General features: G+C 73.2%; 19 protein-coding genes and 1 pseudogene. 13 read left to right on the forward strand and 7 right to left on the reverse strand.

What is annotated here, in order from left to right:
- Positions 1-61: 61 nt before the first annotated feature.
- From ACZ4Z4_RS25050 to ACZ4Z4_RS25065, 4 genes and pseudogenes are all read left to right on the forward strand, one after another.
- Positions 62-1,612: a phosphatase PAP2 family protein gene (locus ACZ4Z4_RS25050; protein ID WP_468331315.1), complete on the forward strand. Its 1,551-nt coding sequence runs from the start codon at positions 62-64 to the stop codon at positions 1,610-1,612.
- A 45-nt stretch (positions 1,613-1,657) separates the two neighbouring features.
- Positions 1,658-3,073, forward strand: a pseudogene (locus tag ACZ4Z4_RS25055) (transketolase-like TK C-terminal-containing protein); the annotation flags it as partial.
- Between the two features lie 146 nt (positions 3,074-3,219).
- Positions 3,220-3,786, forward strand: coding sequence for a PadR family transcriptional regulator (locus tag ACZ4Z4_RS25060; protein ID WP_468331516.1), 567 nt, complete (start codon positions 3,220-3,222; stop codon positions 3,784-3,786).
- 340 nt (positions 3,787-4,126) lie between these two features.
- Positions 4,127-4,810: a glycerophosphodiester phosphodiesterase gene (locus ACZ4Z4_RS25065; RefSeq protein ID WP_468331319.1), complete on the forward strand. Its 684-nt coding sequence runs from the start codon at positions 4,127-4,129 to the stop codon at positions 4,808-4,810.
- Between the two features lie 27 nt (positions 4,811-4,837).
- Here the strand turns inward: ACZ4Z4_RS25065 and ACZ4Z4_RS25070 are convergent, their stop codons facing one another.
- Positions 4,838-5,389, reverse strand: a complete 552-nt coding sequence (locus ACZ4Z4_RS25070) for a GNAT family N-acetyltransferase (RefSeq protein WP_468331322.1) — start codon at positions 5,387-5,389, stop codon at positions 4,838-4,840.
- An 83-nt stretch (positions 5,390-5,472) separates the two neighbouring features.
- On the opposite strand from ACZ4Z4_RS25070, the gene ACZ4Z4_RS25075 reads away from it, so the two are divergent.
- Together ACZ4Z4_RS25075 and ACZ4Z4_RS25080 are read left to right on the forward strand one after the other, a co-directional pair.
- Positions 5,473-5,865 (forward strand): VOC family protein, encoded by a 393-nt coding sequence (locus tag ACZ4Z4_RS25075; RefSeq protein ID WP_468331325.1) that lies wholly within the window; start codon positions 5,473-5,475, stop codon positions 5,863-5,865.
- 222 nt (positions 5,866-6,087) lie between these two features.
- Positions 6,088-7,428, forward strand: coding sequence for an NAD(P)/FAD-dependent oxidoreductase (locus ACZ4Z4_RS25080; protein WP_468331328.1), 1,341 nt, complete (start codon positions 6,088-6,090; stop codon positions 7,426-7,428).
- A 23-nt stretch (positions 7,429-7,451) separates the two neighbouring features.
- On the opposite strand, the gene ACZ4Z4_RS25085 is transcribed toward ACZ4Z4_RS25080, so the two are convergent.
- On the reverse strand, positions 7,452-7,988 hold the full coding sequence (locus tag ACZ4Z4_RS25085; protein WP_468331331.1) for a MarR family winged helix-turn-helix transcriptional regulator: 537 nt from the start codon (positions 7,986-7,988) through the stop codon (positions 7,452-7,454).
- Positions 7,985-9,703: an FUSC family protein gene (locus tag ACZ4Z4_RS25090; protein WP_468331334.1), complete on the reverse strand. Its 1,719-nt coding sequence runs from the start codon at positions 9,701-9,703 to the stop codon at positions 7,985-7,987. Before ACZ4Z4_RS25090 ends, ACZ4Z4_RS25085 begins: the two co-directional genes overlap by 4 nt.
- A gap of 237 nt (positions 9,704-9,940) precedes the next feature.
- Between ACZ4Z4_RS25090 and ACZ4Z4_RS25095 the strand changes: the two genes are divergently transcribed.
- The 5 genes from ACZ4Z4_RS25095 to ACZ4Z4_RS25115 all read left to right on the forward strand — a co-directional run bounded on the left by ACZ4Z4_RS25095 (position 9,941) and on the right by ACZ4Z4_RS25115 (position 14,282).
- Positions 9,941-10,495 carry a DUF5134 domain-containing protein gene (locus ACZ4Z4_RS25095; RefSeq protein ID WP_468331338.1) on the forward strand — a complete coding sequence of 185 codons (555 nt, stop codon included), beginning with the start codon at positions 9,941-9,943 and terminating at the stop codon, positions 10,493-10,495.
- 377 nt (positions 10,496-10,872) lie between these two features.
- A complete protein-coding gene (locus tag ACZ4Z4_RS25100) occupies positions 10,873-11,808 on the forward strand; it encodes a M56 family metallopeptidase (protein WP_468331340.1) in 936 nt (311 codons plus the stop codon).
- Positions 11,809-11,886: 78 nt separating this feature from the next.
- On the forward strand, positions 11,887-12,693 hold the full coding sequence (locus ACZ4Z4_RS25105) for a phosphatase PAP2 family protein (RefSeq protein ID WP_468331343.1): 807 nt from the start codon (positions 11,887-11,889) through the stop codon (positions 12,691-12,693).
- Positions 12,694-12,759: 66 nt separating this feature from the next.
- A complete protein-coding gene (locus ACZ4Z4_RS25110; protein WP_468331346.1) occupies positions 12,760-13,455 on the forward strand; it encodes an HAD family hydrolase in 696 nt (231 codons plus the stop codon).
- Positions 13,456-13,628: 173 nt separating this feature from the next.
- Positions 13,629-14,282 (forward strand): TetR/AcrR family transcriptional regulator, encoded by a 654-nt coding sequence (locus ACZ4Z4_RS25115; RefSeq protein ID WP_468331349.1) that lies wholly within the window; start codon positions 13,629-13,631, stop codon positions 14,280-14,282.
- Here ACZ4Z4_RS25115 and ACZ4Z4_RS25120 read toward each other — a convergent pair.
- Positions 14,248-15,750, reverse strand: a complete 1,503-nt coding sequence (locus tag ACZ4Z4_RS25120; RefSeq protein ID WP_468331352.1) for an LVIVD repeat-containing protein — start codon at positions 15,748-15,750, stop codon at positions 14,248-14,250. The two genes, ACZ4Z4_RS25115 and ACZ4Z4_RS25120, sit on opposite strands and share 35 nt — an antisense overlap.
- Positions 15,751-15,903: 153 nt before the next feature.
- Between ACZ4Z4_RS25120 and ACZ4Z4_RS25125 the strand changes: the two genes are divergently transcribed.
- Entirely contained in the window at positions 15,904-16,563 is a 660-nt protein-coding gene (locus ACZ4Z4_RS25125) for a DUF305 domain-containing protein (protein ID WP_468331355.1), read from the forward strand.
- A gap of 17 nt (positions 16,564-16,580) precedes the next feature.
- On the opposite strand, the gene ACZ4Z4_RS25130 is transcribed toward ACZ4Z4_RS25125, so the two are convergent.
- The 3 genes from ACZ4Z4_RS25130 to ACZ4Z4_RS25140 are packed head-to-tail and all read right to left on the reverse strand — an operon-like array spanning position 16,581 to position 19,073.
- On the reverse strand, positions 16,581-17,777 hold the full coding sequence (locus ACZ4Z4_RS25130; protein WP_468331358.1) for a hypothetical protein: 1,197 nt from the start codon (positions 17,775-17,777) through the stop codon (positions 16,581-16,583).
- Entirely contained in the window at positions 17,774-18,868 is a 1,095-nt protein-coding gene (locus ACZ4Z4_RS25135; protein ID WP_468331361.1) for a radical SAM protein, read from the reverse strand. The genes ACZ4Z4_RS25130 and ACZ4Z4_RS25135 overlap by 4 nt, the downstream gene beginning before the upstream one ends.
- A 28-nt stretch (positions 18,869-18,896) precedes the next feature.
- Positions 18,897-19,073 (reverse strand): hypothetical protein, encoded by a 177-nt coding sequence (locus tag ACZ4Z4_RS25140; protein WP_468331364.1) that lies wholly within the window; start codon positions 19,071-19,073, stop codon positions 18,897-18,899.
- Between the two features lie 213 nt (positions 19,074-19,286).
- On the opposite strand from ACZ4Z4_RS25140, the gene ACZ4Z4_RS25145 reads away from it, so the two are divergent.
- Complete coding sequence (locus ACZ4Z4_RS25145; RefSeq protein WP_468331367.1) at positions 19,287-20,654, forward strand: FAD-dependent oxidoreductase; 1,368 nt, start codon at positions 19,287-19,289, stop codon at positions 20,652-20,654.
- The last annotated feature ends 13 nt before the right edge of the window (positions 20,655-20,667 follow it).

Raw genomic sequence — 20,667 nt, forward strand, 5'->3', positions numbered from 1 at the left:
GCGTGACCCGTTCGGGCGAGCAGTGCGGGCCGCGGCCCCCGCGCCCTGTTCCAGTGAGGCCATGAGGCGACGGATCGACAGCATCGACCGGCGGTGGTTCGAACGGGTGGCGGCGGCGCGGCTGCCCGGCGCGGAGCAGGTCCTGCCGCCGCTCAGCTCGGCGGCCGACCACGGGCGGCTGTGGTTCGGTACGGCGGCGGCCCTCGCGGCGGCCGGCGGCCCCGCGGCCCGGCGTGCCGCGCGGCGCGGGGTGGGTTCCCTCGCGCTGGCCTCGCTGACGACGAACGTGGCGGCCAAGTACGCGGTGCGCAGGCGCCGGCCCGGCCTCGACGCGGTGCCCGTGGTGCGGCAGCTGTCGAAGGCACCGTGGACGTCGTCGTTCCCGTCCGGGCACTCCGCGTCGGCGGCGGCGTTCGCCGTGGGGGTGGCCCTGGAGGCGCCCCGGTACGGCGCGCTGATCGCGCCGGTCGCGGCGGCCGTCGCCTTCTCCAGGGTGTACGTGGGGGTCCACTATCCCGGCGACGTGCTCGCGGGGTGTGCGCTGGGGGCGGCCGCCGCCGCGGTCACCTGCTACTGGTGGCCGCCGCGTCCCTCGCCCGCGCGGCAGCGGCGGACGCGGGTGCGGGTGCCCGCCCTGCCGGAGGGCGAGGGCCTCGTCGTGGTCCTCAACTCCGGTGCCGGGAAGGGCGTGCCGGGGCGGCTGCCCGCGCGCGAACACCTGGAGCTGCTGCTGCCGAAGGCCGAGATCGTGGCGTGCGACCCGGCGGACGACCTCCACGAGGTCCTCGACAAGGCGGTGGCGCGGGCGGCCGGGTCGGCCGGTGTGCTCGGTGTCTGCGGCGGCGACGGCACGGTGAACGCCGTCGCCCGGCGGGCCGCGGACGCCGGGCTCCCGCTGGCGGTGTTCCCCGGGGGCACCCTCAACCACTTCGCCCTGGACGTGGGGGTGCCCACCTTCGAGGACACCGCGCACGCCGTGCTGCGGGGCGAGGCCGTCCGCGTCGACCTGGCACGGGTGCGCGACGGCGACGGCGCGGAGGTGACCGGTTTCGTCAACACCTTCAGCATCGGCCTCTACCCGGAACTGGTACGCAGGCGCGAGAAGTTGGAGGGCCGCATCGGCAAGTGGCCCGCGGCGGCGTGGTCGGTCCTGGAGGTGCTGCGGACGGCGACGCCCCTGCGGATCCGGCTCGACGGCCGCGACCGCGCGCTGTGGCTGCTCTTCGCGGGCAACGGCCAGTACGTGCCGGACGGTCTCGCGCCCACGCACCGGCCCCGCATGGACGACGGCCTGCTCGACATCCGTACCGTCGACGCCGGGGCGCCACTGGCCCGTACGCGCGTGGCTCTCTCCGCCCTGGGCGGCGCGCTGCGGCGCTCCCGGGTCTTCCACGCCGAGCGCGCCGAACAGCTGAGGCTCAGCGGCCTGGAGGACGTGGCCACCCTCGCGTACGACGGTGAGACCGCCCCCGCGCCGGACTCCCTGCTCCTCGACAAGCGGCACGCCGCGCTGACGGTCTACAGTCCGGCCGCGCGCCTCGACGAGATCGCACAGCGGGCCCGCACCATGACGCGGGCGGCCGGCCGCCGTCCGCGCCAAGACCCGGCCTGATCCCCGTTGCTCCCGGCCCTCGGCGAGTACCGTGTGAGCACGGATGATCTGCTCGAACTCCCGATCCCCGACAGCGCGTTGACCGACGAGCTCGTGCCGTACGCGCATCCGGGCGAGAACTCCCCCGAGCTCGCCTACCTGCGTGAGCGGCGTGCCGCGCTCGGCGGCCCCGCCCCCGCCCGCAGGGTCGTCGCCAAGCCGCTGCCGGTCACGGGCTCCACGGTGGCCGACAAGGCCTTCGCCGCGCTGAAGAAGGGCTCGGGCACGCAGGAGATCGCCACCACCATGGCGTTCGTACGGCTGGTCAAGGAGCTGATGCGGGACAAGGAGACGGGCAGGCGCTGGGTGCCGATCGTGCCGGACGAGGCCCGTACGTTCGGCATGGAGTCGCTGTTCCCGTCCGCCGGGATCTACTCGCCGCTCGGCCAGACGTACGACCCGGTCGACCGCGACCAGCTCCTCTACTACAAGGAGGCGCGCGACGGCCAGATCCTCAACGAGGGCATCACCGAGGCCGGTTCGCTGGCGTCGCTGACCGCCGCGGCCACCTCGTACGCCACGCACGCCGAGCCGATGATCCCGTTCTACATCTTCTACTCGATGTTCGGCTGGCAGCGGACGGCCGATCAGTTCTGGGCGCTCGGGGACCAGTTGGGGCGGGGCTTCGTCATCGGCGCGACCGCCGGGCGGACCACGATGACCGGTGAGGGCCTCCAGCACGCCGACGGGCACTCGCATCTGATCGCCTCGACCAATCCGGCCGCGATCAGCTACGACCCCGCGTTCGCGTACGAGGTCGCGGTGATCGTCGAGGACGGCCTGCGCCGCATGTTCGGCCCCGACGCCGAGGACGTCTTCTACTACCTCACCGTCTACAACGAGACGAAGGTCCAGCCGCCGATGCCGCCCGGCGACGGCGTCGAGGAAGGCATCCTGCGCGGCCTGTACCGCTACCAGGAGGCCGGACCCTCGGCCCCCGACGCCCCGCGCCTGCAACTCCTGGCGTCCGGCACGGCCATCCACTGGGCCCTGGAGGCCCAGCGGCTGCTCCACGAGGACTGGGGCGTCGCGGCCGACGTGTGGTCGGCGCCGTCCTGGACCGAGCTGCGCCGCGACGCGCTGGCCTGCGACGCCGCGAACCTCGCGGCCGCGTCCCACGGCGCGGGGGCGGGCGGCCGCGTCCCGTACGTCACGCGGGCCCTCGCGGGCGCCCCCGGCCCGGTGGTGGCGGTGAGCGACTGGATGCGGGCCGTCCCCGACCAGATCCGGCCGTGGGTCGAGCAGGACTGGACGTCCATCGGGACGGACGGGTACGGCCTCTCCGACAGCCGCGAGAACGCCCGCCGCCACTTCGGCGTGGACGCCCACTCGATCGTGGTCGCCGCCCTGGCCGCCCTCGCGCGCCGCGGCGACGTCAAGCCGGAGACGGTGCGGGAGGCCGCCGCGCGTTACGACAGGTAGGCGCCGGGCGGGCACGCCCTTGCGCCGGGAGCGTGCCGTTCACTTCAATGCGGCGTATGGCAGCCCGTCGAACGACCTCGCAGCAGCAGGTGGCCGCCGACTCCACCGCACCCCCTGACGGCGGGCTGCCGCCGACCGCGTGGGCCGTGCTCGGGCTGCTCTCCTTCCCCGGCGAGCGCACCGGGTACGAGCTCAAGAAGTGGGCCGACGCCTCGCTCCGCTTCTTCTACTGGTCGCCCGCCATCAGCCAGATCTACGCCGAGCTGCGCCGCCTCGAAGCGCTCGGATACGCCACGTCACGGCGCTCGGGGCCCGAGGCGCCCCGCACCAAACGCGCGTACGCCATCACCGACGAGGGCCGTGCCGCACTGGCCGCCTGGGCGGGCGGCGGCCAGGACGTGGGCCCGCCCGTCCTCAAGCACCCGCTGCTGCTGCGGGTCTGGCTCGGGCACCTCACCGCGCCGGAGCGGCTGCGGGCGCTGGTCGCCGGGCACATCGCGCGGACCGAGGAGGAGTTGGGGGAGGTCAGGGCCGCGCTCGCGCGGGCGGACGGCGCGCCCGCGTGGTCGCATCCGCAGGTCGCGCTGCGGTGGAGCGAGCGGCGCCTGGAGTCGGAGGTCGAGCTGGCGCGGGCGATGCTCGACGACCTCGACGACCTCGACGAGCGGGATGAACCGGGTGAGTTGGACGTGGGGACGACCTCGACGGGCTGACCGCGGAAGCGCGTCCGGTCAACGGTCAACGCGGAAAGGACTCGCCCACGCCCGGGTGAAGCCGCTCGCCCCGGCGGCGCTCCCGACGGTAGGACGGACGGGCCCGCCCGACCCCCGCCGTTCGGAGCCGCGTCACCGTGAGCACCCGCGCCGTTCTTGTCGCCGCCCTGATCACCGGGCTCCTGCTCGGCATCTCGGGAACCAGAGCGGACGGCTCCACTCACTCGCGTCCACCCGGTTCCCACGCCGAGGCGGGCCATTAGGCTGCGACATTGCCGCACGGCTTCATCCGTCCTCGCCGCGCGGTCGCCGAGCCTCCGTCGACGGAAGCGAGTGGATCTTGAACTTCCTCACCATCGGTCATCGCGGGGTCATGGGTGTCGAACCCGAGAACACCCTCCGTTCGTTCGTCGCCGCGCAGGCGGCGGGCCTCGATCTCATCGAGCTCGATCTGCATCTGAGCAAGGACGGCGCCCTCGTCGTCATGCACGACGCCGACGTGGCCCGTACGACCGACGGCAAGGGGCCCATCGCCGAGAAGACCCTCGCCGAACTGCGCGAGCTCGACGCCGGCCGCGGCGAGCGCGTCCCCGTCTTCGAAGAGGTCCTCGACGCGGTGAAGGCACCGTTGCAGGCCGAGATCAAGGACGTCGCCGCCGCGCGCGCCCTCGCCGAGGTCATGCACCGCCGCGACCTGGTCTCCCGGGTGGAGGTGATCTCCTTCCACGACGAGGCGATCGCCGAGATCGCGCGGCTTGTCCCCGGGGTGCGCACCGCGCTCGTCGCCAGCCGCTACGGCACCGACGTCGTACAGCGCGCCACCGCCGTCGGCGCCACCACGCTCGTCCTCAACATCCGGCGCCTGACCCTGGAGATCGTCGAGCACGCCAGGAAGGCCGACCTGCGGATCATCGGCTGGGTCGTGAACACGCAGGACGATCTGCGCCTCGTACGGGCGCTGCAACTGGACGGGGCGACCACCGACTACCCCGAGATCAAGCGGACGGGCCGCTTCACCGCCTAGGCATCCGGCGCGTCCCCCGGCGCGGCCTCAGCTCAGCTCCTTGACCAGCAGTTCGAACTCGAGGTCGTCGCGCTGCGGGATGCCGAAGCGCTCGTCGCCGTACGGGAAGGGGGTCATCTTTCCCGTACGGCGGTAGCCGCGCCGCTCGTACCAGGCGATGAGGTCCTCGCGGGCGGATATCACGGTCATGTGCATCTCGCGGACGCCCCACGTCTCGCGCGCCGCCCGCTCGGCCTCGGCGATGATCTCCTTGCCGAGGCCAGCGCCCTGAAGGGCCGGGCTCACCGCGAACATCCCGAAGTAGGCGTGGTCGCCGCGGTGGGCGAGCTGGCAGCAGGCGACGAGCGCGCCGTCCCGCTCGACGGCGAGCAGCCGGCTCGTGGGCGACTCGATGACCTCGACGACGCCCTGCGGGTCGGTGCGCTGCCCCTCCAGGAGGTCCGCCTCGGTGGTCCAGCCGGCCCTGCTGGCGTCCCCGCGGTACGCCGACTCGATCAGCGCGACGAGGGCGTCGACGTCGGGGGTGCCGGCGTCGCGGTAGGTGAGTTCGCCGGAAGCGGGGCGCGGGGCGGTGTCCATCGGGCTGGCTCTCCGAGATTCTTGGCGCGATATGGGGCGCCGTCGAGCCTAACGCCCGGCGGGTGCGGCTAGGGTGCGGCCGCATGGTGCACGTACTGAGCGGCAGGACGCTGCTGAGCCCCACGGATCCGGAGCGCTCCCGCGCCTTCTACGGCGAGGCGTTGGGACTCGCCGTCCACCGGGAGTTCGGCACGGGCCCCGAGCGCGGCACCGTCTACTTCCTCGGCGGCGGCTTCCTCGAGCTCTCCGGCCGCTCCGAGACCCCGCCCGCGCCCGGGATGCGGCTGTGGCTCCAGGTGGCGGACGTCCGGGCGGCGCAGGCGGAGCTGGTGGAGCGCGGCGTCGAGGTGCTGCGCCCGCCGGTCCAGGAGCCGTGGGGGCTGATCGAGATGTGGATCGCGGACCCGGACGGCGTGCGGATCGTCCTCGTCGAGATCCCGCGCGACCACCCGCTGCGCTACCGCCCCGGGATCTGAGGCGGGGCCGGGCAGAGCGCACGCGGGCAGGCGAGACCAGCGGACAGGACGCCCACGGGTGTGAAGCACGTCACACGCGCAATCCATCCGGGATGCAGGGGTACCTGGCCACGGGTACGGTCCGCAGAAGATCTTCCACAGCCCTGGCAGGCCCGACGGCCCAGCACCCGACAGGCCCGACAGCCCTGAAGTCGATCTCCAACAGCCCAGGAGAGACATCACATGGCAGCTCCCCGGATCCTCATCGTCGGCGGCGGTTTCGCCGGCATGGAGTGCGCACACAAGCTGGAGAAGAAGCTCTCGCCCCACGAGGCGGAGCTGCGGCTGATCAGCCCAATGGACCACCAGCTGTATCTGCCCCTGCTGCCGCACGTCGCCTCCGGAGTCCTCACTCCGCAGTCGGTCGCGGTGCCCCTGCGCCGGATGCTGCGCCGCACCAGGATCGTGCCCGGCGGCGCCATCGGCGTCGACCCCAAGACGAAGTCCGTGGTCGTACGGAAGATCAACGGCGAGGAGGTCGTGGAGCGCTACGACTACCTGGTCCTGACCCCCGGCAGCGTCACGCGGCAGTTCGACATCCCCGGTGTCGACAAGCACGCCGTGGGCGTCAAGACGCTCGCGGAGGCCGCCTGGATCCGCGACCACGTCATCTCCCAGCTGGACCTGGCGGCGGCGAGCACGAGCCGCGAGGAGCGCGAGCAGCGGCTCCAGTTCGTGGTGGTCGGCGGCGGGTACGCGGGCGTGGAGACGGCCGCGTACCTCCAGCGTCTGACGTGTGCCGCCGTCAAGCGCTATCCGGGCCTCGACGTGTCGCAGATCAACTGGCACGTGGTGGACGTCGCGCCGAAGCTGATGCCCGAGCTGGGCGAGCGGCTCGGCGACAAGGCGATGGAGATCCTCCAGCGCCGGGGCCTGAACGTCTCGCTCGGCGTGTCCGTGGCGAAGGCGACCGAGGACACCGTCACGCTCACCGACGACCGGGTCCTGCCGTGCCGCACGCTGATCTGGACCGCGGGAGTGGCGCCGAGCCCCCTCATCGCGACGCTCGGCGCGGACACCAACAAGGGCCGTCTCGTCGTCAGGCCCGATCTGACGGTCCCCGGGCTCGACGGCGTCTTCGCGCTCGGCGACGCGGCGGCCGTGCCGGACGTGGTCAAGGGCGGCGACGCGATCTGCCCGCCGACCGCGCAGCACGCCATGCGCCAGGGCTGGGCCGCGGCGAAGAACGTCCTCGCGGCGCTGCGCGGCTTCCCGCTCACCGACTATCGGCACAAGGACATGGGTCTGGTCGTCGACCTCGGCGGCATCCAGGCGGTGTCGAAGCCGCTGGGCGTGCAGCTGACGGGGCTCCCGGCCCAGGTCGTGGCGCGCGGCTACCACCTGGGCGCCCTGCGCACCGTGACCGCCCGCTTCCGCACGGCCGCCAACTGGGGGCTCAACGCGCTCGCCGGCGACGACTACGTCCGCACCGGCTTCCAGGCCCAGCGCCCCGCCACGCTCAAGGACTTCGAGATGACCGACGCGTATCTGACGCCGGAGGAGATCAGCGAGCGGGTGGCCTGAGCCCGCCCGCGTCGGCCGCCGTCTCAGCCCCGGCGCACCCCGAGGCGGCCCTCCAGCTGGGCGAGCAGCTCCCCGAGGAGCCCGCTCAGCTGTCCCTGCCCGGCTCCGTCGAGGACGGACAGCACGACGGTCTCGTACGCGAGCTGTTCGGGCAGGATCGCGTCGACGAGGTCGCGTCCGGCGTCGGTCAGGCCGACGTGGGCGACCCGGCGGTCCCGCGCGTCGGCGCGCCGGCCGACCAGCTCCCTCTCCTGGAGCAGCTTGAGGCGCTTGGTGACGGCGGCGCCGGAGGAGAAGGTCTCACGGGCCAGCTCGCCGGGCGTCAGCTCGTGCCCGGTGCGGCGCAACGCCCCGAGCAGGTCGAACTCGGCGCGGGTCAGGCCCGCGCGGCGCAGCGGGGCGTCCTCGGCCTGCTGGAGGAGCGCCGCGCAGCGGTTGATGCGGCCGATGACCTCCATGGGTCCGGTGTCGATGTCGGGCCGCACCGCCTGCCACTGCCGCACCACCGCGGCCACGGTGTCGCCACCGGGGCCGGCCACCGGGCCGTTCTCCGTCGTCATGCTCGTGTGCCCTCCCAGGCGTCGGCGGCTCCCGCGCGGGCCCGCGTCCCCTGACCGTTCTCACCGCGCTGACCAGTGGGTCGGCGGACCATCGCCGCGAGCGTACGGTGTCCGGTGCGCTCGGCGTCGAGCACCCGCTGTTCGGGCAGGGCGCGCTGCCACCATTCGCCGGCCGCCGCGTCGGCGGCGGCGCGCAGTTCGACGAGGGCGGCGGTGAGGCGGCGCCGCGCGGGTTCGACCGCGCCCGCCCCTGCGAGTGCGGCCTCGGCCCGCTCCCTGGCCCGGTCGGTGGCCTCGATGGCCCGCTCCATGTGGTCGGCGGCGCGCCGGTTGGTGACGAGGACCGCGGCCGCGACGCCGAGCACGGCGCCGACGAGGGTGTCGACGACGCGGTCGAGGATGAGTTCGCCGGGCTGCTGGAGGCGTGCGAACTCGGTGACGAGCAGCGCCATCGGCGTCACGCACACGCTGCCGAGCCAGTAGTTGCGGGTGATGAGCGCCTCCGCCCCGAAGGCGAGGACCAGACAGCTGACGATGAGTTCGGCGTGGCCCAGATGGGCGAAGGGCGCGATGGCGGCGAAGGCGCACACGCCGACGAGGTTGCCGACCACGCGCTGCACGCCCCGGTTCCAGGTGAGGGCGAGGTTGGCCTGGTAGAGGGAGGCCGCGGTGACCAGGGCCCAGTAGGGGCGGCCGATGCCGAGCGCGAGCGAGGCGTAGCCGGCGAGGGCGCAGCCGACGGCGGTACGCAGCGCGATAGGCAGCAGCGGGGAGCCGGGGCCGAGCCGCCGCCACAGCGGAACCTTCGGGGCGGCGAGCTCGGCGTCGAGGCCGAGGAGTTCGGCCTCCTCCCCCGGGTGCATGCCGCCGGGGCGCGGGACGGCGCCCGTGCCGCGCAGTCCTGCCGCCCAGGAACGCAGCGCGGCGGGGTCCGCGTCGGCGGGTGCGGCGAGGGCTTCCTCGGCGCGGACGACGAGCCGGGACAGGGCGCGCCGGGCCGCCGTGGTGCGGGCGCCGGTCGCGAGCAGTGACTGCCAGGCGGCGTGCACGGCGCCGGCCGCGGCGGCGCGGGCCCGCTCGGTGCCGGGCGCGTCGGCGTCGGCGCGCGCGGCCTGCGCGTACGCGGCGGTGGCGTGCAGGGCGCGTGCGGTGGCACGGCGCTCGGGGCCGTGCGGGCGGAGCAGGGCGGGGGCCATGCCGACGAGCCAGGCCAGGGCGCCGCCGGTGAGGGTCAGCGCGAGGTGGCCGGGGACCTGGCCCATGGTTTGCGGCGCGAAGAGGCTCGCTGAGCTGATGAAGGTGAAGATCAGGTGGCCGGGCGGCCCGACGCGGGTGGCGTCGCAGAGCGTCTTCTGCGCGGCGGCGAGCAGTGCGCCGACCGCGACGAGGATCGCGGCGGAGCCGGTCAGCGAGGCGGTGACGAGGGCGACGGCGACGCTCGCGGTCATCCCCGCGACGACGCCGGCCAGGACGCGGGCGCGGGCGGCGTAGGGGAGGTTGTGGGCGTACAGGGCGCAGAAGGACCCGGCCATCGTGTACATCACCAGGTCGAGCCGCCCGAGGGCGAGCAGCGTCAGGTTCGGTGCCGCGTTGGCCACGACCACGCTGGTCGCGGGTTTGAACCAGATGTCGGACGGCTTGCCCGGGCGCAGCACACCGGCGAGCGGGAGCCGGTGGCGGGGGGACGGGTGCGGGGACGGCGGCGTACTGCTCATATTCAAAAGATTAACAAGTGTTTTACTCGCAAACGACCTGGGTCGGTGGGGCGGATCCGGGTGCGCGAGGCAGCTGTGCCGAGAGGATGCCGGAGGGGCGTGCCGGAGAGGCGCATGGAGAGGCGTGCGCCCGTGCGGCCGCTCCCCGCGTGCTCCCCTTGCACCCCTGTGCGCTCGCGTACGGCCCCGTGGACCCGGGCATCGACCCGACGACACCGTCTACAGGGGGAGGGTGCGGTGCACGGACCGGCACAGGCCGCCTGGCTGCTCGTCGCGCTGTGCGCGGCGACCGGGGGTTACTGCCTGCTGCGGATGCGCAGCCGGATCGAGGAACAGCGCCGCACGGCCGGCGGCGAGGCGCTCATGGGGTTCGGGATGGCGGTGATGGCCGTGCCCGCGGCGGTGGTCGCACCGCCGCGCTGGGCCTGGCTGGTGTACGCGGCGGTGTTCGGCGCGGCCGCGCTGCACACCGTGTGGGCCGCCCGCGCGGGCCGCCACCACCTCCACCACCTGGTCGGCGCGTCCGCCATGGTCTACATGTCGGTGGCGATGGCCACGGCACCCGGCGCGCACACGGGCCACGGATCCACCGGCGTCCCACTCCTCACCGGCGCGCTCCTGCTCTACTTCGCCGGGTACGTCCTGTGGTCGGGCGCACGCCTGGCACCCCGGGCGATCGCCTCGACGGCTGGCGGCACCGCGGTGGCGGCCTGGGCGGACCGCCCCGAGGTGGCATTGGCATGCCGGCTGTCGATGGGGATGGGCATGGTGGCGATGCTGCTCACGCTGTAGACGGCCGCCGGCGCGCCGGTGCGGTGCAGTGGCCGATCGACCCCACCGGCACGGTGACGCCGTCGATGCGTCGGTCCACCGCGTCGGCGACGGGCGGGCCGTTCGCCCGCGCCCAGCCGTGCCCCACCCCCGGGCGTGGCGCACCGGACGCGGGTCGCGAGCAACCCCGCCCGCCCGGCGGGGAACGGCCGGCTCGGCCACGTCCCGGGTGCCCGACGTGACGACGTCGGGGGGCGGGCACGCCGAAGGTGCGAGGGAGAGCGGCCTGACCCGCGGGTGGTGCCCGTACGTGGGTTACGCCCGTGTCGGCCGTGGCGTGCGTCACTTGGGATGGCAGCCCATACCCTCGGGTAGCCAACCCTCATAGGCTGGGCGGCATGATGGTCCCCGTCGCGCTGTTGCTGCTGGGCGCCCTGACCGCTGTCGTCGCCCCCCGGATGCTCGCGCGGGCCGACTGGCCGGAGCGCGAACCCGTGGTCGCGCTGTGGGCTTGGCAGTGCGTCGTGGCGGGTGTCCTCCTCTGCTGCGCGCTCTCGATGACGCTGAGCGCCGCCGCCGCGTGGCAGGCCGTGCGCGGCCACGTCTTCGCCCCCGCCCCGCACGCGGTGGTCGAGGCGTACGCCCTTCAGGCGCCCGGCCCTTGGGCCGCGGCCACCGCCGTGGCGCTGGCCTGCGGAGGCGTGTGGACGGCGGTCATGCTGACCCGCGAGGTCGCCCGGGCGCGGGCCCGGCGGTCCGGCCGGCGGTCCGAACTGCTCGTACGCTCTCCGCTGTTGCCCGGCGAGGAGCCGGGGAGCAACCGTCTCGTGGTCCTGGAGGGTGAGCGCCCCGACGCCTGGTGGCTGCCGGGCCAGGCGCCCCAACTGGTCATCACCACCGCCGCGTTGCGGCGCCTGAAGGGCCGTCAGCTCGACGCCGTCCTCGCGCACGAGCAGGGGCACGCGCAGGCCAGGCACGACTGGCTGCTGCACTGCTCGGACGCGTTGGCCGTCGGGTTCCCGCAGGTGCGGGTGTTCGCGGCGTTCCGCGCCGAGATGCACCGCCTGGTGGAGCTCGCCGCCGACGACGTGGCGTCGCGCCGCTTCGGCCGGCTGACGATCGCCCTCGCCCTGGTCGAACTGAACGAGGACCGCGGTGTCTTCGGCCCCTGCCCGGCCCAGCACGCGCACGTCCCGCAGCGCGTGCACCGGCTGCTCGCGGCCCGCCCGCGCCTCACCGCTGGGCGCAGGCTGCGCCTGACGGCGACGGCGGCGCTCGTGCCGGTGATCCCCGTCCTGGTCACGTTCGTGCCGGGCCTGCGCGCACTGGGCTAGCGGCTTCCCGTGGGCCGGCGCGCGCCCGGCCCGCCCCCGGGATGGCCTCCGCACCGCCCCGTCGGCGAGGATCAATACATGTACCCCGCGCCTCCCGACTCCCCGACCCGGCCCCCCGGCTCCCGCGCCGCCGTCACCGCGGCGGCCCTCGGCGTGCCGTCGCTCCTGCTGCTCCTCCTCGTCGGCCTGGAGTGGCGGCCCCTGCTCTCGCTCGACGAGGACATCGCGCGCACCACGCACCGCTGGGCGGTGGACGACCCCGGCACCACGCGGGTCAGCCGCGTCCTCACCGACTGGGTGTGGGACCCGTGGACGATGCGCGCGCTGATCGCGGTGGTGGTGATCTGGCTCGCGGTGCGCGGGGCGCGGTGGCTCGCGCTCTGGGTCGCCTGCGCCTGTCTGATCGGGTCGGTGGTGCAGCAGGGGCTCAAGGCGGCGGTCGACCGGCCGCGCCCGGTGTGGCCGGACCCGGTGGACTCCGCGCACTACGCGGCGTTCCCATCGGGGCACGCGATGACGGCGGCGCTCGTCTGCGGGCTGCTCCTGTGGCTGCTGCGCGTGCACGGCGCGGGCCCCGCCCTGTGGCGCACCGGCCTCGGCCTGGCCGCGGTCTCCGTCGTCGGCGTCGGCCTGACCCGCATCTGGCTCGGTGTGCACTGGCCCACGGACGTCGTGGGCGGTTGGCTGCTCGGAGCGCTGACGGTGGCGCTGACCGTGGCGACGTACGCGTACGGCCCCGGCAGGGACACCACGGACGGCCTGCACACCACGCACGGCACGCGCGGCATGCGCGAGACGCACGGCACGCGCGAGACACGCGACACGAACGGCACGCACGGCACGCGCGAGACACGCGACACGAACGGCACGCACGACACGGACTGACCGCGCTTCCCCTCGCCCCTTCCCCCTCGCCCCTTTCCGCCCCCCGACCCTTTGGAGGCTCCGCACATGACCATCAAGGGCGTGCTCTTCGACTTCTCCGGGACGCTGTTCCGGGTCGAGTCGGCCGATTCCTGGTTGCGGGCCGCGCTCGGCGAGCTCGAAGTGGCCTGGCCCGACGAGGAGTCGGGGCCGGCCGCCGCGGCGCTGGAGAGAGTGGGCGCGCTGCCCGGCGGGGCCCACCCCGTGGCCGTGCCCCGGCACCTCGCCGCCGCGTGGGCCGCCCGCGACCGGAGCGCGGAGCTGCACCGCGCCGCGTTCACGGGCCTGGCCCGCGAGGTGCCGCTGCCCGATCCGCGGCTGTACGACGCGCTGTACGACCGGCACATGACGCCTCCCGCGTGGCGGCCCTACGCCGACGCCGCGGAGGTGCTGACCGGGCTGCGGGAGCGGGGCATCGGTGTCGCGGTGGTCAGCAACATCGGCTGGGACCCGCGGCCCGTCTTCCACGCCCATGAACTCGACCCGTACGTCGACGCGTACGTCCTGTCGTACGAACACGAGATCCAGAAGCCCGACCCGCGTCTCTTCGCGCTGGCCTGCGACGCGCTCGGGGTCGCCCCGGAGGACGCCCTCATGGTCGGTGACGACCGGGGAGCCGACGGGGGCGCGGCCGGCCTGGGGTGCGCGGTGCACTTCGTCGACCATCTGCCGGTGGACCGGCGCCCCGGCGCCCTGCGCCCCGTGCTGGACCTCGTCGGATGACGGACGGCCCGATGACGGACGGCCGCACGGGCGCACGCCTGTGGGCAGGCAACACTCCCCCGCGGTGCTGCCTGCCCCAGGCTCCAGCGACCCGCGCGCGGTCTCTGTCGAGACGCCGCCTCGGGACGCACTGAGTATATTGGCTCGGAGCCAGTCAACGCAGGAGTTACAGAATGTCCCCGCGTAGCCCATCGGTCAATGAAGAATTGCGCAGACGTTCCCGGGAGCGTCTGCTTCAGGCGACGGTGGAGCTCGTGGGCGAGCGGGGGTACGAGGCCACGACGCTCGGCCACATCGCGGACCGGGCGGGCGCCGCCCGCGGACTGGTGTCGTACTACTTCCCCGGCAAGCGCCAGCTGCTTCAGTCCGCGGTGCACCGGCTGATGCACCGCACGCTGGAGGCGGCGCTGGAGCGGGAGCCGCGCACCGAGGACGGGCGCGAGCGGTTGGCGCGGGCCGTCGACGCGATCCTGGGTCTGGCCCGCGACGAGCCGCTGCTGATGCGGACGCACATGGCGGGCATCCTCCAGGCCGAGGGCTTCGTGCAGTGCCCGGAGCAGCAGCGGCTCGCGGAGCTGCTGCGCGACACCGTCGTGCGGTACGGATCGCACGACGTGGACCGGGACTATCCGCTGCTGCGGGCGCTCCTGATGGGCGCGGTCTTCGCGCTGCTCATCCCCGGGGCGCCGATGCCGCCGGCGACGCTGCGGGCCGAGCTGTTCCAGCGGTACGGGCTCGACTGGGAGCTCGGCGTCCCGCCGGGCGGCGCACCGCCCGACGGGACCCCGTTGGTCAGTCGAAGTAGTCCGGCTGCGTCTGGACGTTGAGCTCGTGCAGGCGGACCCGCTGCGCGGGTTCCGTCCGCTTGTCGTTGATCTTCAGGACGTCGAGGCCCTTGGCCATGTCGTTGGAGTAGACGCGGCCGTTGTAGTAGTACGCCGACCAGGAGCCACCGGTCGTGATCTTGTCGGTGCTGAGCGGGCCGCGCTCGAAGTAGCCGATCTCCTTGGGCTTGGTGGAGTCGGTGAAGTCCCAGACGGAGACGCCTCCCTGGTACCAGGCCTGCACCATGAGGTCCTTGCCCCTGACCGGGATCAGCGAGCCGTTGTGGGCCACACAGTTCTCGGTGTCCGCCTGGTGGCGGGGGATCTTGAAGTAGCTCTTGAAGACCAGTTTGCGCTTGTCGCCCTTGCCCTTGATCTCGTAGATGCCGTTGGCACCGCGCTGGGGGCCGATGGCCGCGTTGCAGGTGGCGCCGGAGCCGCCGCCGAGCTCATCGGTGAAGACGATCTTGTCCGCCTTCTGGTTGAAGGTCGCCGAGTGCCAGAACGCGAAGTTGGTGTTGTCCTGGACCTGGTCGATGATCTTCGGGTTCTCCGGGTCCTCGATGGAGAAGAGGATGCCGTCGCCCATGCAGGCGCCGGCCGCGAGGTCCTCGGAGGGCAGCACGGTGATGTCGTGGCAGCCGCTGGTCTTGCGGACGCCCGGGTTGGTGGGTCCGCCCGGGTTGCCGCCGCCGTCGGGTCCCTCACCGGGGAAGAGGACGGGGAAGTTCACGACCGCGGCCCGCTCCGGGGCCCTGCGCGGCACCTTGATGACGGAGATGCCGTCGTGCGGCGGCTGGCAGTCGGGGAACGCGGCGTCCGGGGAGTACGAGGAGACGTACACGTAGACGTTCCTGCGCTCCGGCACCAGCGTGTGCGTGTGCGAGCCGCAGGCGGTCTCGACGGCGGAGACGTACTTGGGGTTCGCCTTGTCGCTGATGTCGAAGATCTTCATGCCCTCCCAGGAGGACTTCTCCGTCGCGGGCTGCGTGGTGCTGTTGCAGGAGTTGTCGCTGCGCGAGGAGTCGGTGGACAGGAAGAGGAGGTCACCGGAGACGGAGACGTCGTTCTGCGAACCCGGGCAGAGGACCTGTGACACCGTCCTCGGGGCCTTCGGGTTGCTGATGTCGAAGATCCGGAAGCCGTCGTAGTTGCCGGCGAAGGCGTACTTGCCCTGGAACGCGAGGTCCGTGTTGTTGCCGGGCAGCGCGTCCTTGGGGATGTTGGCGAGGTGCTCGATGTTGGCCGAGCGGGAGATCTCGTCGGGCGCGGGTATCTCCCCGCGCTCGATGGCCTCCCTGGTCTGGGCGGCGTCGCTCTTGGAGACGCTCTTGGGTGCGGCTGGGGTGTCGCCGGGGTCGGGGACTGCTCCCGCGGGTGCCGCGGTCAGCAGCGCGGCCAGCAGTCCGGCTGCCGCCGTGCCGACCGCCAGCCGTCTGCGTCGCGTTCGGGGGTTGCTCAACAGGGTCACTGCGTCCTCCCTTGTCGCCGTTCGCAGGGGAACGGGTCACGGACACCCGCAGTATCGTGCTCATCATGCACATATCAATAGGGGCCGCGGGCTTCTGAACGCGGACTCGTGACCGGACTTGTGCAAGTCGCCCGTGTGCCACAGGAGGTCGCCGTGCTCAACCGTCGTACGCCCGCCGTCACCGCGCTCATGGCCGCCGCGGCCCTCGTACTCGCGGGGTGTGACTCCGACACGGGCGGCGGGGGCCGGTCCGGTTCCGGGCGCGCGGCGTCACCGGGGCCCTCGGTGATCGCGCCGGGCAAGCCGGGCGAGACCGCGGCGACCCTTTCCGCGAAGGACGCCGCACGGCAGAGAGCCGAGGACGACTCCCCCAACTCGGCCGACTTCACCTACGCGCAGATGATGATCGTGCACCACGGCCAGGCGCTGCGGATGGCCGAGCTGGCCCCGAAGCGGGCCGGGTCGAGCCGGGTCGAGCGGCTGGCGTCGCGCATCGGCGCGGCGCAGCGCCCGGAGATCGACGCGATGAAGGGCTGGCTCAAGAAGCACGGCGGCCCGCGCGGGCACGCGGGGCACGACCACGCGACGATGCCCGGCATGGCCTCCGAGGCACAGCTCAAGCAGTTGCGCGCCGCGAAGGGCACGGCGTTCGACCAGCTCTTCCTGAAGCTGATGATCACGCATCACAGCGGGGCGGTCACGATGGCCACGGATGTGCTCTCCGAGGGCAACAACATCCAGGTCGAGGAGATGGCGAACGACGTCGTGGCACAGCAGTCGAGCGAGATCGGCAGGATGCGGGAGATGGGGTGACGTGGGACGTGAAGGGGTCAGTCGAGGTGGAGCAGGCCGGAGCGGCCCGCGGCGGCTTGTTCCATGGCCCGGACGAGACGGGAGAACACCGGAGTGTTCCGGACGTCCACCGGGCGGCCCGAGCCGCTGCGGACCTCCCGGTAGAGGCTGTGGCCGATGAGGTGACGTCGGCCGCGCTCCCAGGCACCCGCTCGGGGGTGCCCCGGCGCCAGGCGCAGAGCACTCTCCAGGAAGTGGAGACGGAGCGGCTCGTCCTCGTGGGTGTCACACACGTCGAGGCCATGGATGCTGACGGCCAGTGCGTAACGGGGTTCCTCCACGCGCTCCAATAGGACGGCCAGCTGCCGGAGTTGGCGTAACAGCGTGGGCGCGTCCTTGGGACGGCTCGGCAGGACCTGCGTGAGGAAGGCGGCCAGTTCCACCGTCTGTCGGCGTGCCTCGTGGACGTCCCCGCGCAGGACGAGACCTGTCGCCGCGTGCAGCCGGAAGGCGGCCTCGTCGTAGGCGGAGGCGGGGTCTCCCGAGCCGGCCCGTGCCACGGCCTCCTCCGCTCTGCCCTGGTGCAGGAGGCACAGGATCTCCCCCTCGGTGAGGAAGGAGTGCCAGGCGCTCGGCACGGTGCTCCGTAGCCGGGCGAGGGCGGCTGCCATGCCAGGGAAGTCCCGCCGTCCGAGGTAGCACCTGGCCGTTTCCAGCGTTTGCGCGTTCCAGAGCACGTCGTGCAGTGCCGGTGCGGCGTCGAAGACGTCCGGCCAGGCGTCCTCCGGTACGTGGCAGGGTCCCAGGAAGACGGGGCGCCGCGCCGCCGCCTCTTCCGCGACGGTGAAGTGCGGCAGCGCCCGCTCCAGGTCGCCTCGCAGGCCGTGCAGGCGCCCCGTGTTGATCCACGGCTGGAACGCGTGCCCGAGCATTGCGGTGTCACCGCAGTCGCTGTGGCGCTGCGCCACCCAGCGGAGCTGGCACTCGCACGCGTACTGCGCGCAGTACGTGTCTCCCGCGGCGGCCAGCACGAAGCTCGCCTTGTTCATGAGGGACGAGACGGTGTCCATGACGCCCGGCTCTTCGGCGGTCGCCGCGTCGAGCGCGGTCAGTCGCTCGTACAGCTCGGTGGCCCAGAGGTCCAGCGGTGGCCTCAGCAGCCTTTCGTGGTGGCGCAGGAACTCCCTGGCGGGCAGCGCCGAAACGGCGGTGTCCGTGCCGGGCGGCCGCGTCATCGGCGCTCCCGGTGCGGCGCCGGGGTGATGTGCAGGAGTACGGGCTCGCGCTGGGCGGGCGCGTCGGCGGCGTCCCGCAGGGTGAATCCGTCGGCGGGACAGGCGAGGGCCTGCCGGTCGCCGGTCTGCCAGCCGCGCAGCCACGGGGCGAGGAGTCCGTCACGGAACCGCAGAGTGCCGTCGGGGCGCAGCTCTCCCAGGTCGTTGGCGGGATCGTTGAGCGACACCGTGCATTTGCCGAGTCGGCCGTCGGCCCTGATCACGAGGGAGTTCGGGCGGGCCGCGTAGCAGACGGGCGCGTCCGGCACGGTCGGAGTGCGTCCGCCCGTCCGCAGCAGGGCGGTGAGGTCCGCGATCGTACGGGGGCGGGTGGCTTTGTCGACCACGTCCATCCGGTCGTCGCCCGGGCCCCCCAGCCGCTCGACGGTCTTGAGGTGCACGGAGAAGCGGGGGTCGCCCAGGAAGGTGTCCCTGAGCAACACCAGGAACTCGGGCATCGCCGGCAGGTTGGCCGGCGTCAGGTGCACCCGCAACGTCACCGTGACGGGCAGGTCCCCCCGCCGGATGGCCAGCAAGTTCTGCCACACCCTGCGGAACGAGCCCCGGCCGTCCGCCCTCACGCGTGTCGTGTCGTGCAGCCGCTCCGGACCGTCCAGCGAGATCTGGTAGGAGGTCACCCCCACCGCGGCCAGCCGTTCCGCCATGGCCGTGTTGAGCAGATAGCCGTTGGTCGTCACATCACCGGAGAATCGCGGCCCGCCGCTCCGGTCCGCGCCCGCGGCAGCACCGCCGCCCGCGGCCAGGCGGGAGACGTCCTCGATGATGTCCACCGCGAGCAGCGGTTCGCCACCGAACCAGGAGATGTTGAGAACCCTGAGATCGGTGAGCCGGTTTTCGATCAGCTTCTTCACGCCCTGCACGATCTCCGGACGCATCCGGCCCACCGAGAAATCCTCGTAGCAATACGTGCAGCGGAAATTGCACTGCTCCGTAGGGAGCAGGATGAGATGGAAGACGTCATTTCGCAGGGAGTGGATGCGCTCCCGCTGGAGGACCGAGCCTCCGTCGTTCTTCTCCGACCCTGCCCCCATCGAGGACACCTCCGCCGTCGTCGCCCGGTCAGCCGCCGCAGCCGTGGTTGCAGGACTGGTTGGGCACGAGCATGGCCGTGCCGTCCGACAGCTCACGGAGCTGCTTCGCCAGCTCCGGATCCGTGATCACGATGCGCCCGAAGGCGTCGACCACCACATCGGACGGCGTCAGCCCGGAAAGGATTTCGGAAAGTTTGTCACTCACGCAACTCCCCTTTCTTTTGCACCCCTCGATAACCCGGAGTTCCATATTTCCGCGAGTGACACAACCCGTCCACACAGGTTATTGGACATTTATCGGGGCAATGCGTGTGACCTCGACGGCGCGCGCACGGACGGTCGCACACCCCTGACATCGCGCGGCTCCCGGTGCGATCCTGAAACCGTCCCGGGCGCGCCTCGCGGAAGGAGCACCACAGTGCTGCAGGTCGCCGTCGTCGGTTCGGGCCCCAGCGGGGTGTACGCCGCACAGTCCCTCGTCCAGCAGGACCGCGTGCCGGACGTGCGGGTCGACGTGCTCGACCGGCTCCCCTGCCCGTACGGCCTGGTGCGCTACGGGGTCGCGCCGGACCACGAGAAGATCAAGTCCCTACAGAACAACCTGCGCACGGTCCTGGAACACGAGCGCGTGCGCTTCCTCGGCTCCCTGGAGATCGGCTCCGGCGCCCTCACCCCGGCGCGGCTGCTCGGCCTCTACCACGCGGTGGTCTACTGCGTCGGCGCGGCGGCGGACCGCAGGCTCGGGGTGCCCGGCGAGGACCTCCCGGGCAGCTACTCGGCGACCGAGTTCGTCTCCTGGTACAGCGCGCACCCGGACGCGCTGACCGACGGTTACGCGCAGGACGGGTTCGTACGGGACGTGGAGTCCGCCGTCGTCATCGGCGTCGGCAACGTCGCGGTGGACGTGGCGCGCATGCTGGTGCGCGGCGCCGCCGAACTGCTCCCCACCGACATGCCGGACGCGCCGCTCGGCGTGCTCGCGGGCAGCGGGGTGCGTGAGGTGTCCATGGTGGGGCGGCGCGGGCCCTCGCAGGCGCGCTTCACCACCAAGGAGCTGCGGGAGCTCGGCTCGCTGCCGGACACCGAAGTCGTGGTGGACCCGGCGGAGTTGGCGCTGGACCCCGCGTACACCGACCCTTCGGGGCTGCCCGCCGCGAGCCGCCGCAACGTGGAGGTGCTGCGCGGCTGGGCCGAGCGCCCGGCGCGGGGCCTGGCCCGGCGGATCAGACTGCGCTTCTTCCTGCGGCCGGTCTCCCTGACGGCGGGGGCGGCGGGCCGCGTCGCCCTGACCCGGTTCGAGCGCACCCTGCCGGACGGCCGGGGCGGGGTGACGGGCTCCGGGCGGTACGAGGACATCCCCGCACAGTTGGTGCTCCGCTCGGTCGGCTACCGCGGAGTGCCCCTGGAAGGGCTGCCGTTCGACGCCGAGCGGGGCACGGTGCCGCACGCGGCCGGCAGGGTGCTGCGTGACGGCGTGCCGTCGCCCGGTGAGTACGTGGCGGGGTGGATCAAACGCGGCCCGACCGGCGTGATCGGCACGAACCGCCCCTGCTCCAAGGAGACGGTCCAGTCCCTGCTGGACGACGCCCCCGCCCTCGCCCGGAGGCAGCTCCCGCAGGACCCGCTGACGGCGCTGCGGGCCGCGGGCCTGCGTCCGGTCGAGTGGCCTGGCTGGCTGGCCATCGAGCGCGCGGAGGCCCGCCTCGGCCACTCCCTCGGCCGGGGCGTGGTGAAGATCCCGGACTGGGAGGGGCTGCGGGCGGCGGCGGAGGAGGTGCCGGGCTAGCGGGTGGGCGAGG

The organism is Streptomyces sp. NPDC030245, from assembly GCF_055572995.1.